We start from the raw sequence: 14,659 nt of genomic DNA, 5'->3' as shown, positions 1-14,659 counted from the left end.
CGAAACTTGTTGACAGTCTCGTGTGGCTGGACGAACACTCGGTGTGTCCCCCGCCGGCCTCAACGAGGAGGAAACATGTCGATGGACGACGTCCAGCCCAGCCCGATCAACCGCCGGTTGTTCCTCGGCGGCACCGGCGCGCTGGCGCTGGCCACCACGTCCGCACTGGTGCTGCCCGGGACCGCGGGCGCGGACACCACCATCACCACCAACCAGACCGGTACGCACAACGGGTACTTCTTCTCGTTCTGGACCGACGGCGGCGGTTCCGTTTCGATGACCCTGAGCAACGGCGGCAACTACCGGACCAACTGGAGCAACACCGGCAACTTCGTCTGCGGCAAGGGCTGGAGCAACGGCTCGCGCAGATCGGTCAACTACTCGGGCAGCTTCAACCCCTCGGGCAACGGCTACCTGTGCCTCTACGGCTGGACGTCGAACCCGCTCGTCGAGTACTACATCGTCGAAAGCTGGGGCAACTACCGCCCGACCGGCACGCACCGGGGCACCGTCAACAGCGACGGCGGCACCTACGACATCTACCAGACCATGCGGTACAACGCGCCGTCGATCGAAGGCGACAACAAGACCTTCCCGCAGTTCTGGAGCACGCGCCAGCAGAAGAAGGTCGGTGGCACGATCAACACCGGTACCCACTTCGACGCCTGGCGGAGCAAGGGCATGAACCTCGGCAACTTCAACTACTACATGATCATGGCCACCGAGGGCTTCCAGAGCAGCGGCAACTCGAACATCTACGTGAGCTGATCACCGGCCGTTCCAGTCGGGATCGGCGGCCAGCACGATGGCGCCGAGATAGCCGTCCGCCTGCCGGGTCACCTTCAGCAGCATGCTGTCCTCGAAGATGGTGTCGCCGTCGTTGAAGGTGTCCCGGCCGGTGTGCGCGGCGTAGGGCGCGTCCGCGAACACCGCCGAGTTCAGCGCCTCGTCGAACATGAGCTGGCTGGTCAGCACCCGCTCGTTGCTCACGTGCACCATCACGTGGATGTGCACGGTGCGGCCGCGGTACCAGCCGGGCCAGACGGTGGTGAACTCGACGACCCCCTCCGCGCTGGTCACCTGTGCGCCGCGGAGGTAGCGCCGGTCATCGGTCGGGGTCAGGTCGGCCATGCCGTCACTGGCTCCCGTGCCGCCCGATGGCGGGCCGCCCGCGGGAGGGGCACCCGCGGGCGGCCCGCCGGTTCCCCCGGTGGACTGCGCCTCCGCGCCGGAGTACAGCCCGTTCGCGTCGCAGTGCCAGATCTCCACCACCGCGTTCGGCAGCGGCGCGCAGGTTTCGCTGTCCTGCACCTTCAACGCCAGCCGCAGCGTGGTGCCCTGCCGGTCCTCGCGGATGTCGGCCCGCACCTTGTCCGCGTCGAAGTAGTACGGGCCCTGCGTGGTCTCCGGGGTCAGCGTGCAGGTACCCGCCTCGCTGAACACGTCCTCGGCGGTGGCCGCCGTCGCGGCGGCGGACGGCTGCTGCTCACCGGTGGTGCACGCGGCGAGCAGCCCGGTCAGGCTGAGCGAGCTGATCCCGGCGAGCAGGCGACGGCGGCTGACCCGCTGCCCTTCGTGGTGGTCGGTCATACCGTTCACGCTAGGCAGCGGGCGTGGGCGCGGCCTGTGGGCGAGCTGTGCGTTCCCTATGCGCCGCGGTCGGCGACCAGGCGCACGGCCAGCGCCCCGAAGATGGCCGCGGACACCCGGTCGAGCCAGCGCCGGATCGAGGGCCGGCGCAGGAGCAGCGCCGCGAGCGCGCCCGCGGTCAGGCCGACCGAGCCGTCCACCGACAGGCCCACCGCGATGAACACCGCGCCGAGCACCAGGAACTGCACGCCCATCGGCCAGCTCGCTTCGGGGTGCAGGAACTGCGGGAAGAAGGCCAGGAAGAACAGGATCACCTTCGGATTGGCCAGGTTGGTCAGCACCGCGAGCACGTAGGTGCGCCGCAGGCTCCGGTCCGGCACCGGCTCGGGATCGGTGTTCGCCAGCGCCTGCTTCGACGAGCGCAGCGTGGTCACCGCCAGGTAGACCAGGAAGGCCGCGCCGGCGATGCGGACGGCGTCCAGCACGGCCGGGGCCGCCTGGAGCAGGGTGCCGAGGCCGAGCGCGGCGGCCGCGGTGTGCACGGCGAGCCCGGTGGACATGCCGAGCGCGGCCACCACCCCGGCGCGGCGCCCCTTGGCGATGCCGTTGGCGACGATGAACAGCATGTCGGGGCCCGGCACCAGGCTGATCACCAGCGCGGCGACGACGAAGGCCAGCAGTACGGAAAGATCCACCGGGCCATCCGACCACACCGAGGGCCGGGCCGGGAACCGGTTTTCCCCGCCCCGCCGTTGCTGACGAGCGGAACCGAGCCTTCCGCCCCACCCCGCCGGTTCACTACGATCCGGCGGTACCTCAATTCGAGGGGAGCCGGTGTGAGCGATCTGTTCGGGCTACTGGAAAAACGTGCGGAAGCGAATGCGCGGGCCGAGGTGGTCGCCTACGCCAGGGAAATCCCGGATTACCGGCGTGAAGCCGCCGATCCACGAGGGCACGCGGCGATGCTCGACTACGCCATCTGGATGCGCCGCCACACCGTCGAAATGACGCGCGGCGACGATCCACTGGGCGAATCGGCGTTGGCGTTCATCGGCGAGATCGGCCGGGAGCGGGCGAGCAACGGGTTCAGCACCGGGGCCGCGGAATCGGTGCTGGTGCTGCACGCGAACCTGATGCTGCACGAGATCCACGACGCGGCGGGCGACGGTGAGGACCTGAACCAGTTGCTCCAGTTGACCGCGTGGTTCGGCGCGCAGGGATTGCGAGGCACGGCCGCGTACATGCGCGGCTATCTGGACGAACAGGCGTTGCGCGTCAAATTGGCGCAGCGAATACGCAATTTGGCGGAATCGCTGCTGGTGAATGCGGCCACGGCCGGGGAAATCGCCCGCAGCCTCGGGGTCACCGTGCACGAGGAATACGTGGCGGTGGTGGTCCGGTGCCCGGAGAAATCCGGCGAGCTGGCCGAGGAAATCGTGGAACTGGCGTTCAAGCAACACGCCGTTCCGGCGTTCTGGCGGGAGCCGGATGAACTCGTCGCGCTGCTTCCCGCGGGCCGGGACGAGCCGCTGACCGTGGTCCGGGCGATCGCCGAACTGGCGGGCGGCCCGTGCGCGGTCGGTGCCGCCCCCGGCCGGTCCACCGCGCTCGCCGAGGCGGTGGCGGTGGCCAGGCGGGTGGCCCAGGTGGCGCCGCGCGAGCGGGTTCCCCGTGCCATCTACGGGATCCCCGAGGTCTTCGTGGAACTGGGCGTGGCCCACGTGCCGGAGGTCGACGAGTGGCTCGGCGACCTGGTGCGGCGGCTGGCGAACGGCCCGGACCTCGTGGTCACCCTGGACGTCTACTACCGCAACGACATGAACCGGCTCACCACCGCGCTGGCCCTGCACATCCACCCGCGCACCCTGGACTACCGGCTCGGGCGCGTCCGCGAACTGACCGGGGTCGACCCCGGATCGGTCCGCGGCATCCGCATCCTGAGCAGTGCGGTGGCGCGGGCGCTGCGCGAGCCGGGGTGAGCGCAGCGCCCGGGAGACCGCTGCTACTCGACGACCAGTTCGACCGGGATGTTGCCGCGGGTCGCCTTCGAGTACGGGCACATCTGGTGCGCCTGCTCGACGAGCTGCTTGCCGGTCTCCTCGGCGAGCTCGGCGGGCAGTTCGACGCGCAGGGTGACCGCGAGTGCGAAGCCGGTGTCGTCCTTGTCGATGCCGACCTCGGCGGTCACCGAGATGTCCTTGGTGTCCACCTTCGCCTGCCTGCCGACCGCGCCCAGCGCGCTGGCGAAGCAGGCCGCGTACCCGGCGGCGAAGAGCTGCTCGGGGTTGGTGCCCTTGCCGTCGCCGCCGAGCGCGGGCGGCATGGCCAGCGCGAGGTCGAGCTGGCCGTCCGAGCTGACCGCCCGTCCGTCCCGGCCGTTGGCGGTGGCTGCCGCGGTGTAGAGCGCCATGGGGTTCCTTCCGTCGGTGTCTGCCCGGCAACTGTGGCACACAATTGAATTGTGCACAACCTAATGTACGCTGGCGGCATGACCGCGAGCCACGACCAGGCGCCGCCCGTGCGGGCGGAGGAGCTCCTGCGCCTGGACAACCAGATCTGCTTCGCCCTGCACGCGGCCTCCCGCGCGTTCAGCGGCGTGTACCGCACCGCGTTGCGCGAGCTCGATCTGACCTATCCGCAGTACCTGGTGATGCTGGTGCTGTGGGAGTCCGACGGCATCCCGGTCAAGGAGATCGGCGCGCGGCTGCGGCTGGACTCCGGCACGCTGTCGCCGTTGCTCAAGCGGCTCGAGGCGGCTGGACTCATCCAGCGGCTGCGCAGTGAGCAGGACGAACGCTCGGTGGAGATCCACCTTTCCGCGGCGGGGGAGGCGTTGCGGGAGCGCGCGCTGGACGTGCCGAGGCAGATCGCCGGTGCCACCGGGATGCCGGTGGCCGAACTGAAGGACCTGCGTGCCAGGGTGGCCGCGCTGACCGCCGCGATCGACGGCGTCCAGGCTCAGGGCGAGAGCTGCCCCTGAGCGATGTCGACGTCCTTGCTCTCCTTGGACAGGTAGAAGGCGACGAACGAGACGGCGGCGGTGAAGATCATCCAGCCCGCCACCAGCCAGCCCTTGCCGTCGGCCTGGGCCACCAGCGCGGCGGCGATCAGCGGGGAGAAGCCGCCGAGCGCCGCGCCGATCTCGCGTGAGGCGGCGAAACCGGTGTAGCGCACGCGCGCGCCGAACAGTTCCGCGTAGAAGGCCGGCTGCACGGCGATCATCGGCGCGAAGCCGAGCGTGGTCGCCAGCACGAGCGCGAGCCAGATCAGCAGCGGCTCCCTGGTGTCGAGCAGCAGGAAGAACGGGAAGGCGAAGGCGGCGGTGAACACCACGCTGAACAGGTTCAGCGGACGGCGCCCGATCCGGTCGGACAGCGCGCCGTACACCGGCTGGAGTGCGATCACGAAGACGCTGAAGACGATCACGCCGGTGAGCCCGACCCAGCGGTCGAGGCCCAGCGTCCTGGTCAGGTAGGTGACGGTGTAGGTGGCGTAGATGTAGACCACCGCGGTGTCGCAGATGTGCGCGCCGATGCCGATGACGAAGTTGCGCGGGTACCGCCGCAGCGCGTCGAACACCGGCAGGGACACGGTGGCCCGCTTGGCCGACATCTTCTTGAACACCGGGGATTCGGCGACGCGGAGGCGGACGTAGAGCGCGACGCCGATGAGCACGAAGCTGAACAGGAACGGGACGCGCCAGGCCCAGGCGAGCACGGTCTCACGGCCGAGTTGCTCGACGAGCAGGAACACCACCGTGCCGGAGAGCAGTCCGATTTGGACACCGGTCTGCGCGAACGAGGTGAAGAAGCCGCGGCGCTTCGGCGGTGCGTGCTCGGCGAGCAGCGTGGAGGCGCCGCCGAATTCGGCGCCCGCACCCAGTCCCTGGCACATCCGCAGCACGGTGAGCAGGATCGGCGCGGCGATACCGATGCTCTCGTAGGTCGGCAGCAGGCCGATCAGGCCGGTGGAGACGCCCATCACCAGCGTGGTGAGGACCAAAGTGGAGCGTCGGCCGATGCGGTCGCCGAGGTGGCCGAAGACGAAACCGCCGAGCGGGCGCACCGCGAAGCCGACGCCGAAGGTGGCGAAGCCGATGATGGTGCCCATGGCCGGGTCGGCGGTGCGGAAGAACAGTTCGTTGAACACCAGTGTGACGGCGAAGCCGTAGATGAAGAAGTCGTACCATTCGAGCGCGGTGCCGACCACGGAGGCGCTGACCACCCGGCGCAACTCGGACATGACCTACTCCCTCAGTAGAGCTTGCAGTTCCTGCCAGACGGCGTCGGTGAGCGGGATGCCGTCACGTTCGCGTTCCTGCCGGACGCGTTCCTCGGGTTCGCCGGGGACGAGCACTTCGGTGTGCCCTTCGGCTCGCCTGGTGTGGTGCAGTTCGGCGCAGAATTCCTCGGTTTGCTCGCGGAACTGTTGTGGTGGCAGGAAAGCCGCGATGTCGAAGGCGAGCAGCACGGTGCCGAACCCGCCTTGGTAGCCGGGCATGCTGCCGATACCGGTGCCCGAAACGAGGCCGCCGACGATCTCGATCAGCACGCTGAGGCCGTAACCCTTGTGCCCGCCGAAGGGGAGGAGCACGCCGCCTTCGTAGAAATCCGCCGGGTTGGTCGTGGTGCGGCCTTCGCCGTCGAGCACGAATCCCTCGGGCACGCGTTCACCGCGATCGCGTGCCACGGCGAGTTTCCCTTCGGCCATCCCGGAAGTCGCCCAATCCATCACCACGGGTGGCTTGCCTTCCTGGCGGGGGACCGCCCAGGCGAGAGGATTGGTGCCGAGTCTGCGCTCGGCGCCGCCGTGGGGTGCGACGGTGGGATCGGCGTTGCCGAAGGCGATGCCGACGAGGTCGTGCTCGGCGAGGGTGGCCACGTACTCGCCGAGCCTGCCGATGTGGTTGCAGTCGCGGATGGTCGCCACCCCGGAGCCCTGTTTCCTGGCGAGACCCTGGAGTTCTTTCGTCGCATGAGCGGCGGCGAGCTGCCCGAAGGCGCGGTGGCCGTGGACCGTCACCGCCCCGATCCGCACGAACTCGGTGCGCGGCTCGGCCCTGGGGTCTATCTGTCCACTTCGGATCTGCCGGAGGTACTGGGGCAACCTGCGCACCCCGTGCGAATCATGGCCGAGCAGGTTGGACAGCACCAAGGAGCGCGCCACCTCCTCCGCCGCCTCCTTCCGCGCTCCGGCCCTCACCAGCACGCGGCGGGCCACCTCGTGCAGCTCTCCCCGCTCCACCCTCATCTGTTCCACCCCACGGAACGCCGTTTCACCACCATCCCCCCATACTGCCACCCCACCCCCCACCTGTGAACCAGCTCACACCCCTCACATCCAGGCGCCGCCCCCCACGCTCAGACGCCCGAACCCCACACTCCCGCATCCGAGCCCCACGTTCCCGCACTCGAGCCCCACGTTCAGGCAGCCGAACCCCACGTTCAGGTACCCGAGTCCACGTTCAGGCACCCGAACCCCGCACTCAGGCAACTGAGTCCCACGCTCGAACAGCCGAGCCGCACGTTCAGGCAGGTGAGCCCCGCATTCGGGCAGCTGAGCCCCACATTCAGGTAGCCGAGTCCCACGTTCAGGTAGCCGAGTCCCACACTCGGACAGTTGAGTTCCACGTTCAGGCAGGCGAGTCCCACACTCGGGCAGGCGAGTCCCACACACTTCCGCAGGCGAGTTCCATACTCGGGCAGCCGAGTCCCACGTTGCCGCGGCCGAGTTCGACTTTCCGGGCGCCAGGCACCGGCCGCTCGCCAGATCGGCTGCCGGGTCCGGTCGGCACCGCCGTGGGGATTCGGCGAGGGGGCCTGTACTCCGGCCGCCTGATCGGGCTCCGCCCGCGAGGGGTGGCCTCAACGATCCGAACGTTGAACTCAGCTGCCCGAACGCAGACTTCGGCCGCACGAGTGTGGACTCGGCTACGCGAACGTGGGGTTCGGCTGCAGCGGCGTGGGATTCGGTACGAGAGCGTGGACCTGGGCCGCGCGAACGTGGGACTCGCCTGCCCGAGTGTGGAGTTCGCCTGCGGCAACGTGGTACTCGCCTGCCTGCACGTGGAACTCGGCTGCCTGAGTGTGGAACTCGGCTGTACCAACGTGGGATTGGGCTCGCGATTGGGGAACTCGGCCTCGCGAGTGTGGGGTCCAGCTGTGGGAGTGTGCGACTCGGGTGCGTGAGTGTGGAACTCGAGCTTTTGAACGTGGGACTCGGCTGCGGCAGCGTGGGGCTCGGGTGCGGGAACGTAGAACTCGGGTACCTGAACGCGGGACTCGGGTGCCTGAGTGTGGGGTTCGGCTGCCTGAACGTGGCACTCGGGCGCCTGAACGTGGGACTCGGGTGTCTGAGTGTGGGGTTCGGGGGCGGGGACGTGGGGCGGGGTGGGGGTGGGTTAGGGGGCGCCTAGGGAGGTGGAGGTTTGGGTGGCGGCTTGGGTTACCAGGGCGGGGATGTGGGTGTGCGGGTCGGCGGGGTGGGTGAGGGTGGCGGCGGAGAGGGCGCCGAGCACCTGGCCCGTGTGGTCGCGGAAGGCGGCGCCGATGGCACGTACGCCGGGTTCGTTTTCCTCGTGGTCTTCGGCGTAGCCCTGCGCGCGTACTCGGGCGAGCTCGGCGAGTAGGGCGTCCTCGCTGGTAAGGGTGTGCGCGGTCCGGGCGGGCAGGCCGGTACGCCGGACGAGGGAGCGGACCTCGTCGTCCGGGAGGGTGGCCAGGATGGCCTTGCCGATCGACGTGCAGTGCAGGTGCAGGCTCATGCCCACCCGCGACGCCAGGTGGTACGGCTTCGCGCCCTCCAGTTTCGCCACGTACACCGCCTCGTCGCCGGACAGGAGAGCCAGGTGCACGGTCCAGCCAGTGCGTTCCTGGAGCTCACGCAACGTCGGCCGGACCTGTTCGGCGAGGTCGAGGCGTTGCAGGAAGCGCCCCGCCAGGCTGAGGATCCGCGGCCCGCCGAGGTAGCTGCCGTGTCCGTCCGGGCGCGCGAACCCGTGGCGCACCAGGGTTTGCAGGATCCGGTGCACGGTCGGCTTCGGCAGCCCGGCGGCCGCGGCGATGTCGGCGATGCGCGAGTGGTCGGCCAGTGCCTCGAGCACGCCCAGCGTCTTGTCCGCCGCCGACAGCGGGACCTCACCTGCCATGGCACCAATGTAGGCGAGGCGCGATCACCCCGCCGCCGCTCACCACGTGACGGGAAACCGCTCGAGCCCGCGCACCATCCGGCCCCGCCGCCACGGCAGCTCCGCCGGGTCCGCGGCCAGGCGCAGACCGGGCAGCCGCCGCAGCAGCGTGCCGATCGCCACGCGCAGCTCCGCCTTCGCCAGCTGCGCGGCCACGCAGAAGTGCGGCCCGTGCCCGAACGCCAGGTGCGGGTTGGGTTTCCGCGCCAGGTCCAGGTCATCGGGGCACGCGTGCCGGTGCGGATCCCGGTTCGCCGCGTCGATCTGCACCAGCACCGCCTCGCCGGCACGGACGACCACACCGCCCAGTGCGACGTCCTCGGTGGCGATGCGGGTGAAGCCGCCCGAGGTCACCGTAGGGGTGAACCGCAGCAGCTCCTCGATCGCGGAGTCGAGCAGCCCGGGCTCGGCCACCAGCGCGGCGAACTGCCGCGGATGCGTCAGTAGCGTGTAGGCGAAGTTGCCGATGTGGTTGGACGTCGTCTCGAGTCCCGCGTAGAGCAGCGTCACCCCGAGCACCACCAGTTCGTCATGGCTGAGCGGTCCCTTGACCAGCGCGCTGAGCAGGTCGTCCGCCGGTTCCTCGCGGCGCAGCGCGACCAGCGACGCCAGGTACTGCTTCAACCGCGCGAACGCCTCGTGGATCTCCTCCGGGCTGAACGCCGTGGTGGCCAGCGCGACGTCGATCCAGCCGGTGAACCGGTCGCGGTCGGCCAGCGGCACGCCGAGCAGGTGGCAGATCATCGTGACCGGCAACGGCACCGCCAGCCCGCCGACCAGATCGGCGGGCGGTCCCGCCGCCTCGAGCCGGTCGATCAGCTCGTCGGTGACCCGCTGCGCCTGCGCGGTGAGCAGTTCGAGCCGGCGCGGGGTGAACGCGGCCGCCACCAGCCGCCGCAGCCGGTTGTGCTCGGGCGGGTCCATGGTGTGCAGGGTCGGATCGGTCAGCCGGCGCGGCGAGGTGCGCGGCACGTCCCGCCCGAGCAGGGCCGCGCGGCTGAACCGCGGGTCGGCGAGCACCGAGCGCACGTGCTCGTCGCGCACGGCCAGCCACGCGTCCCCTCCGTGGGGCAGGCGGACGCGGCTCAGCGGTTCGTGCTCACGGAGTTCGGCGTACTCCGGTTCGAGGTCGAGCCGGTGCGGATCGCGGAACGGGTAACTGCGCGTCGGGCCCATGCCGGTCAGGTCGTTCCGCGGGCGTGCCGAGTTCCGCTAGCGGACCACGCGGAACCACAGGGGCGCCGGGCCGACGTGCTCCAGCCGGACGAGCGTGGCGCCGGGGTGGTCGAACAGGCGGATCCCGTCGCCGAGCAGCACCGGCGCGACGAACACCAGCACCTCGTCGAGTTCACCGGCGGCGAGGCACTGCCGGGCCACGTCGGCGCCGAGCACGTTGACGTACTTGCCGTCCGCGGCCGCCTTCGCCAGCGCGACGGCCTTGCCGAGGTCGTCGGCGAAGGTGACATCGGGGACGGGGACCGCCGGGATGTGGTGGGTCAGCACGACCTGCGGACCCGACCACCCGCCGCCGAACGCCTCGCCCGCCTTCTCCGGGTCGTCGCGGTGCGGGTCGTCACCGCGGTAGGTCCGGTTCCCCACCAGCAGCGCGCCGACCTGCGGGATCAGGGCGTCGACCGTGGGATCCGGCCCGGCGTGCGCGGTCAGCCACGACAGGTCGCCGCCGGGACCGGCGATGAACCCGTCGAGCGACATGGTGGCCGAATACAGGAGCTTGCTCACGAACTGCCTCCTCGTTGGTGGGCTGACCCGCGTTGAGACGACCGCGGCGCCCCGGACTCATCGGTCCGCGGGCAATTTCTCCGGCAGGCCGAACGCCGGGAAGAGGCCGGCGTCGTGGAAGGCGTCGGCCTCGGTCACCTGGTCGCCCTCGATCCGCAGCACGGAGATCGCGAACGGCCGGAAGTCGGGCGCACCAGGGCGCCGGAGATATCCCGCGACGGCGGGCTGGTGGTTGGCGCCGATCAGCAACATCCGGAACCGGCCGATGTACTCGGGCGAGGCGGGATCCCAGCTTTCGGTCAGCGCGGCGAGCACCGCGTCGCGTCCGAGCAGCCACATCGGCCACGGCGGCATGGTGGTCCGCACGTCCTCGGCCAGCATTTCGGCGACAGCTGCCAGGTCGGCGCGCTCCACCGCGTCGACGTACTTGCGCAGCACGGCCCGTTCGCGCTCGGTCGGCCGCGGCCACTCCGACCGCCGCTCGGGCAGGTGCTCTCGCAGCGTGGCCCGTGCTCGTTGCAGCGCGCTGTTGACCGCGGCCACCCCGGTGTCCAGCTGGGCCGCCACCTCCTTGGCAGGCCAGCCGAGCAGGTCGCGTAGGAGCAACGCGGCGCGCTGGCGGGGTGGCAGGTGCTGCAGCGCGGCCAGGAACGCCAGTTCGATGGTCTCCCCGGCGACCACCGCCGCGTCCGGTTCGTCGTCGACCGGCGCGACGGGCTCCCACAATCGGTCGGGAAACGGTTGCAGCCAAGGGATGTCGTGGCGCTCGTCGAATGAGACCCGCGGATCCGACGGGCCGGTGCGGTGGTGGGGGAGCACCCGGCGCGACCGGCCCGCGAGCACGTCGAGGCAGGCGTTCGTGGCGATCTTGTACAGCCACGCCCGCGCGGTCGAGCGGCCCTCGAAACCGTCGATACCCCGCCACGCGCGCAGGAAGGTCTCCTGCACCAGGTCTTCGGCTTCGTCGAACGAGCCGAGCATCCGGTAGCAGTGCACGCGCAGCTCACGGCGGTGCTGTTCGGCCAGCGCGGTGAACTCGTCAGCGTTCATCGGCGGCGTCCTCGATGGGGAAGAGGATCGGGCTGAGCAGGTACTGCGTCCGGTCCGGCGCGGGATCGTGGCGCAGGTGCGGCACGATCGCCTGCCGCAGGCCGGTGATGAGCTCGGCGAGTTCGGCCGGGTCGAGCCAGATCGCGTGCTGGCGGTAGCCGACCGAGTCGGCCGCCGGATCGGCGTGCTCGCGATCGAGGTAGGCGTTGAACTCGGCGATCAGGATCGTCATCGCGACGGCGAACCCCCGCCGGTGCTCCTCCGGCGTGACCACGGCGTCGATCACCGCCCGCTCGCGGCTGAGCCGGTACCGCCGCTCGACCGCGCCCCGCACGCGCGTCTCACCGTCCACTTCGAGCACCCCGGCGTCGGCCAGCAGGCTGACGTGCCGGTAGACGGTCGCCTTCGACACGTCCGGGGTGCGGTCGCACAGCTCGGCCGTGGTCAGCGCCCGGTCCCCGGTCAGGGCGTGCACGATCCGCAACCGCACCGGGTGCACCAGAAGTTCCAAGGTATCCACGCCGGAACGATCTCATACCGTGCTACCGTTCTCAAACCATGCGAAAGGTGGAGTCGTGACCTACGAAGCCGGAAGACCGCCGCTCGGGCCGCACTACGAAGTCGGCGGGCGGAAGCTCGCCGTGTACCGCTCGGGGGACGGCGGGCCCGCGGTGGTGTTCCTGCCGGGAGCGGGACTGGTCGGGCTGGAGTTCCTCAACGTGCACGAGCGCGCCGCGGAACTGACCACGAGCGTGCTCTACGACCGCGGTGGCACCGGCTGGAGCGATGCGGTGGAGCTGCCTCGCAGTGCGGAAGAGGTCGCGACCGAGCTGCGCGATCTGTTGCGTACGGCCGAAATCCCGGCGCCGTACGTGCTGGCCGGTCACTCGCTGGGTGCCTTCTACGCCCGCCGGTACGCGCAGTTGTTCCCCGGTGAGGTGGCCGGCTTGCTGCTGCTGGATCCCGGCCACGAGGACATCTTCGACTACCTGCCTGCCGAGGCCGCGGAACTGAACGAGCAGATGTCCGCCGACATCCCGGAATTGACCGCGGAGCAATTGGAGCAGTCACGGACCGCGCTCGCCGAGCTGTACGCCGAATGGCCGCGAGCCGTGCTGGAGCCGTTGATCGAAAACCGGCTGGCGCTCTGGCGCACCGGCCTGGACGAGACGGCCAACTTCGAAAGCGAACTGTACGGCGAACTGCGGGCCGGGGGAGCGTTGCCGGACGTGCCGCTGATCGTGTTCACCGCGATGGGCCGCAACCCCTATTGGGCGCAGTTCGCTTCCGAAGAGCTTGAACGGGGGCTGCGCGAAGGACTGCACGCGATGCACGCGGCGATGGCCGCTTCCGTGCCACGCGGGGAACATCGGGCGCTCGACGACGCGCCCCACCAATACCTCCAGGTGAAACACGCCGACGTGCTCGCCGAAGCGATCGGGGACCTCGTCGGCAATTCCAGGAGAAGAGGAACAGGGGCAGGAATTGATAATCTGGGGGTATGACACCATGGTATGAATCGCAGCGATTCCTGCGCAAACTCCGGCAATTCTCCGCCGGGGAGGACGCGGCCGCCGAACACGCCGAGCACCTCGAACTGTTCCGCCGGTTTTCGGCTTACAGCCTGATCACCGAGGACCTGTTCTGCGACAACCTCGCGCTGGTGCGGGAACGGTTGCGCGACCTCGACGGCGCGGTCGTGGAATGCGGTACCTGGAAGGGCGGCATGGCCGCGGCGATGATGCAGCTCGGTGGCCCGGAACGCAGTTACCACTTCTACGACTCGTTTTCGGACGGTCTGCCGCAGGCCACGCCGACCGACGGCGAGGACGCGATGACCTGGCAGGCGGCCACCGACGATCCGCTGTACTTCGACAACCTGCGCACCAAGGCCGAGGATTTCCGGGCGCTGGTGGCGGAATCCGGGTTCCCGTCGGTGCACGTCCACGAAGGCTGGTTCGCCGACACCGTGCCGCAGTACGACGGCGAGCCGATCGCCGTGCTCCGGCTCGACGGCGACTGGTACGACTCGACCATGGTGTGCCTGGAAAACCTGTACCCGCACGTCCGCGCCGACGGCATCATCATCCTTGACGACTACGACGCCTGGGACGGGTGCAGCCGGGCGGTGCACGACTACCTGTCGGCCACCAAGTCCACCGCGCGCATCCGGCGCTTCGGCGGCACCGGGGTCGCGCTGCTGCACAAAGTGGATGCTTGACCGACGGACACGAATGTGGCTTTCGGAGCGGAATCCGCTCCGAAAGCCACATTCGTGTCCGATGCCAGAAAGATGCCAGGAAGCTCAGTCGGGGACCGAGCCGCAGGTCATGTTGGTGATGGTGCCGGTCATGGCGGCCGCCCGGTCCGAGGCGAGGAAGACCGCGACCGAGGTCATTTCGGCCAGCGTCGGCGTCCGCTGCAGCATGGTGCGTTCCGCGAGCACGTTCGCGTGGCCCTCGGGGTCCAGGCCGTCGGTGGCCTCGACCGGGGTGTCGAACACGTTGGTGTGCCAGTCTTCCGCCCAGGCGCCTGGAATCCCTTCCGAGCGCAGGCCGAGCACGCGGACGCCGTGCAGGCCGATTTCGGCGGCCAGGCACCGGGTGAAGGTCTCGATCGCGGACTCGGCGACGGCCGTGCCGCCCATCAGCGGGCCGACGAGCTTCGCGGGCGGCGAGGTCAGCGTCAGGATGACCCCGGACTGCTGCTTGACCATGCGGCGGGCCGCCGAGCGCATGGTGTGGAAGTTGCCCACCACCGCGGTGTGGATCGGCCGCACGAAGTCGTCGAGCTCGATGTCGAGCAGCGGCACCCCGTGCACGTCGCCGTGCGAGATCAGGTTGAACGACACGTCCACGTGCCCGATCTCGTCGAGGTGGTCGTCCACTGCGGCCTCGTCGAGCGCGTCGACCACGCCGACGTGCGCGGTGCCGCCCCCGGCGGTGATCTCGGCCGCGACGGCTTCGAGTGGGGCGGCGGTACGACCGGCGAGGTGGACCGTGGCGCCGTCGTCCGCGAAGGCGCGCGCGACGGCCCGGCCCATGGCTCCGCCGGCCCCGTAAATGACGGCGTTTTTGTTCGCTAGCAACATAG

Annotated in this window: 16 protein-coding genes; 5 read left to right on the top strand and 11 right to left on the bottom strand. The window is 69.9% G+C overall.

The window, feature by feature from the left end; all coding sequences use genetic code 11:
- The first annotated feature begins 75 nt into the window (after positions 1 to 75).
- Positions 76 to 768 (top strand): glycoside hydrolase family 11 protein, encoded by a 693-nt coding sequence (gene xynA, locus L3Q67_RS36630; protein WP_499185999.1) that lies wholly within the window; start codon positions 76 to 78, stop codon positions 766 to 768.
- Here the strand turns inward: xynA and L3Q67_RS36625 are convergent, their stop codons facing one another.
- On the bottom strand, positions 769 to 1,590 hold the full coding sequence (locus L3Q67_RS36625) for an intradiol ring-cleavage dioxygenase (protein WP_499185998.1): 822 nt from the start codon (positions 1,588 to 1,590) through the stop codon (positions 769 to 771).
- A 56-nt stretch (positions 1,591 to 1,646) separates the two neighbouring features.
- The gene (locus L3Q67_RS36620; protein WP_499185997.1) at positions 1,647 to 2,285 is read right to left on the bottom strand and encodes a LysE family translocator; all 639 of its coding nucleotides are present in this window, start codon (positions 2,283 to 2,285) and stop codon (positions 1,647 to 1,649) included.
- A gap of 141 nt (positions 2,286 to 2,426) precedes the next feature.
- Between L3Q67_RS36620 and L3Q67_RS36615 the strand changes: the two genes are divergently transcribed.
- Positions 2,427 to 3,569, top strand: a complete 1,143-nt coding sequence (locus L3Q67_RS36615; protein ID WP_499185996.1) for a PucR family transcriptional regulator — start codon at positions 2,427 to 2,429, stop codon at positions 3,567 to 3,569.
- Between the two features lie 23 nt (positions 3,570 to 3,592).
- Here the strand turns inward: L3Q67_RS36615 and L3Q67_RS36610 are convergent, their stop codons facing one another.
- On the bottom strand, positions 3,593 to 4,000 hold the full coding sequence (locus L3Q67_RS36610) for an organic hydroperoxide resistance protein (RefSeq protein WP_499185995.1): 408 nt from the start codon (positions 3,998 to 4,000) through the stop codon (positions 3,593 to 3,595).
- Between the two features lie 78 nt (positions 4,001 to 4,078).
- Between L3Q67_RS36610 and L3Q67_RS36605 the strand changes: the two genes are divergently transcribed.
- Positions 4,079 to 4,570: a MarR family winged helix-turn-helix transcriptional regulator gene (locus L3Q67_RS36605; protein WP_499185994.1), complete on the top strand. Its 492-nt coding sequence runs from the start codon at positions 4,079 to 4,081 to the stop codon at positions 4,568 to 4,570.
- On the opposite strand, the gene L3Q67_RS36600 is transcribed toward L3Q67_RS36605, so the two are convergent.
- The 7 genes from L3Q67_RS36600 to L3Q67_RS36570 form a co-directional block, all read right to left on the bottom strand.
- A complete protein-coding gene (locus L3Q67_RS36600) occupies positions 4,549 to 5,832 on the bottom strand; it encodes an MFS transporter (protein WP_499185993.1) in 1,284 nt (427 codons plus the stop codon). The genes L3Q67_RS36605 and L3Q67_RS36600 overlap by 22 nt on opposite strands.
- A 3-nt stretch (positions 5,833 to 5,835) precedes the next feature.
- Positions 5,836 to 6,840 (bottom strand): Ldh family oxidoreductase, encoded by a 1,005-nt coding sequence (locus L3Q67_RS36595; protein ID WP_499185992.1) that lies wholly within the window; start codon positions 6,838 to 6,840, stop codon positions 5,836 to 5,838.
- Positions 6,841 to 7,990: 1,150 nt separating this feature from the next.
- Positions 7,991 to 8,737: an IclR family transcriptional regulator gene (locus tag L3Q67_RS36590; protein WP_499185991.1), complete on the bottom strand. Its 747-nt coding sequence runs from the start codon at positions 8,735 to 8,737 to the stop codon at positions 7,991 to 7,993.
- Between the two features lie 39 nt (positions 8,738 to 8,776).
- Complete coding sequence (locus L3Q67_RS36585; protein ID WP_499185990.1) at positions 8,777 to 9,952, bottom strand: cytochrome P450 family protein; 1,176 nt, start codon at positions 9,950 to 9,952, stop codon at positions 8,777 to 8,779.
- A 36-nt stretch (positions 9,953 to 9,988) separates the two neighbouring features.
- On the bottom strand, positions 9,989 to 10,516 hold the full coding sequence (locus L3Q67_RS36580; RefSeq protein ID WP_499185989.1) for a dihydrofolate reductase family protein: 528 nt from the start codon (positions 10,514 to 10,516) through the stop codon (positions 9,989 to 9,991).
- Positions 10,517 to 10,573: 57 nt separating this feature from the next.
- Positions 10,574 to 11,566: a sigma-70 family RNA polymerase sigma factor family protein gene (locus tag L3Q67_RS36575; RefSeq protein WP_499185988.1), complete on the bottom strand. Its 993-nt coding sequence runs from the start codon at positions 11,564 to 11,566 to the stop codon at positions 10,574 to 10,576.
- The gene (locus L3Q67_RS36570) at positions 11,556 to 12,086 is read right to left on the bottom strand and encodes a helix-turn-helix domain-containing protein (protein WP_499185987.1); all 531 of its coding nucleotides are present in this window, start codon (positions 12,084 to 12,086) and stop codon (positions 11,556 to 11,558) included. Before L3Q67_RS36570 ends, L3Q67_RS36575 begins: the two co-directional genes overlap by 11 nt.
- A gap of 55 nt (positions 12,087 to 12,141) precedes the next feature.
- Here L3Q67_RS36570 and L3Q67_RS36565 point away from each other — a divergent pair, with 55 nt between their 5' ends.
- Together L3Q67_RS36565 and L3Q67_RS36560 are read left to right on the top strand one after the other, a co-directional pair.
- Positions 12,142 to 13,071, top strand: a complete 930-nt coding sequence (locus tag L3Q67_RS36565; protein ID WP_499185986.1) for an alpha/beta fold hydrolase — start codon at positions 12,142 to 12,144, stop codon at positions 13,069 to 13,071.
- On the top strand, positions 13,068 to 13,787 hold the full coding sequence (locus L3Q67_RS36560; RefSeq protein ID WP_499185985.1) for a class I SAM-dependent methyltransferase: 720 nt from the start codon (positions 13,068 to 13,070) through the stop codon (positions 13,785 to 13,787). Before L3Q67_RS36565 ends, L3Q67_RS36560 begins: the two co-directional genes overlap by 4 nt.
- 84 nt (positions 13,788 to 13,871) lie before the next feature.
- Here L3Q67_RS36560 and L3Q67_RS36555 read toward each other — a convergent pair whose 3' ends face one another.
- Positions 13,872 to 14,609, bottom strand: a complete 738-nt coding sequence (locus L3Q67_RS36555; RefSeq protein WP_499185984.1) for an SDR family NAD(P)-dependent oxidoreductase — start codon at positions 14,607 to 14,609, stop codon at positions 13,872 to 13,874.
- Between the last annotated feature and the right edge of the window lie 50 nt (positions 14,610 to 14,659).

This window comes from Saccharothrix sp. AJ9571, from assembly GCF_021725495.1.
In the GTDB taxonomy this organism is placed as follows: Bacteria; Actinomycetota; Actinomycetes; order Mycobacteriales; family Pseudonocardiaceae; genus Amycolatopsis; species Amycolatopsis magusensis.
The sequence above is the reverse complement of the archived record's forward strand: the minus strand, read 5'-3'. Positions and strand labels throughout refer to the sequence as shown.

Excerpts from the sequence above, each read along its gene's own strand:
- xynA (WP_499185999.1), top strand. The coding sequence starts at position 76 with ATGTCGATGGACGACGTCCAGCCCAGCCCGATCAACCGCCGGTTGTTC.
- L3Q67_RS36625 (WP_499185998.1), bottom strand. The coding sequence starts at position 1,590 with ATGACCGACCACCACGAAGGGCAGCGGGTCAGCCGCCGTCGCCTGCTC.
- L3Q67_RS36610 (WP_499185995.1), bottom strand. The coding sequence starts at position 4,000 with ATGGCGCTCTACACCGCGGCAGCCACCGCCAACGGCCGGGACGGACGG.
- L3Q67_RS36605 (WP_499185994.1), top strand. The coding sequence starts at position 4,079 with ATGACCGCGAGCCACGACCAGGCGCCGCCCGTGCGGGCGGAGGAGCTC.
- L3Q67_RS36600 (WP_499185993.1), bottom strand. The coding sequence starts at position 5,832 with ATGTCCGAGTTGCGCCGGGTGGTCAGCGCCTCCGTGGTCGGCACCGCG.
- L3Q67_RS36595 (WP_499185992.1), bottom strand. The coding sequence starts at position 6,840 with ATGAGGGTGGAGCGGGGAGAGCTGCACGAGGTGGCCCGCCGCGTGCTG.
- L3Q67_RS36590 (WP_499185991.1), bottom strand. The coding sequence starts at position 8,737 with ATGGCAGGTGAGGTCCCGCTGTCGGCGGCGGACAAGACGCTGGGCGTG.
- L3Q67_RS36585 (WP_499185990.1), bottom strand. The coding sequence starts at position 9,952 with ATGGGCCCGACGCGCAGTTACCCGTTCCGCGATCCGCACCGGCTCGAC.
- L3Q67_RS36575 (WP_499185988.1), bottom strand. The coding sequence starts at position 11,566 with ATGAACGCTGACGAGTTCACCGCGCTGGCCGAACAGCACCGCCGTGAG.
- L3Q67_RS36560 (WP_499185985.1), top strand. The coding sequence starts at position 13,068 with ATGACACCATGGTATGAATCGCAGCGATTCCTGCGCAAACTCCGGCAA.
- L3Q67_RS36555 (WP_499185984.1), bottom strand. The coding sequence starts at position 14,609 with ATGGGCCGGGCCGTCGCGCGCGCCTTCGCGGACGACGGCGCCACGGTC.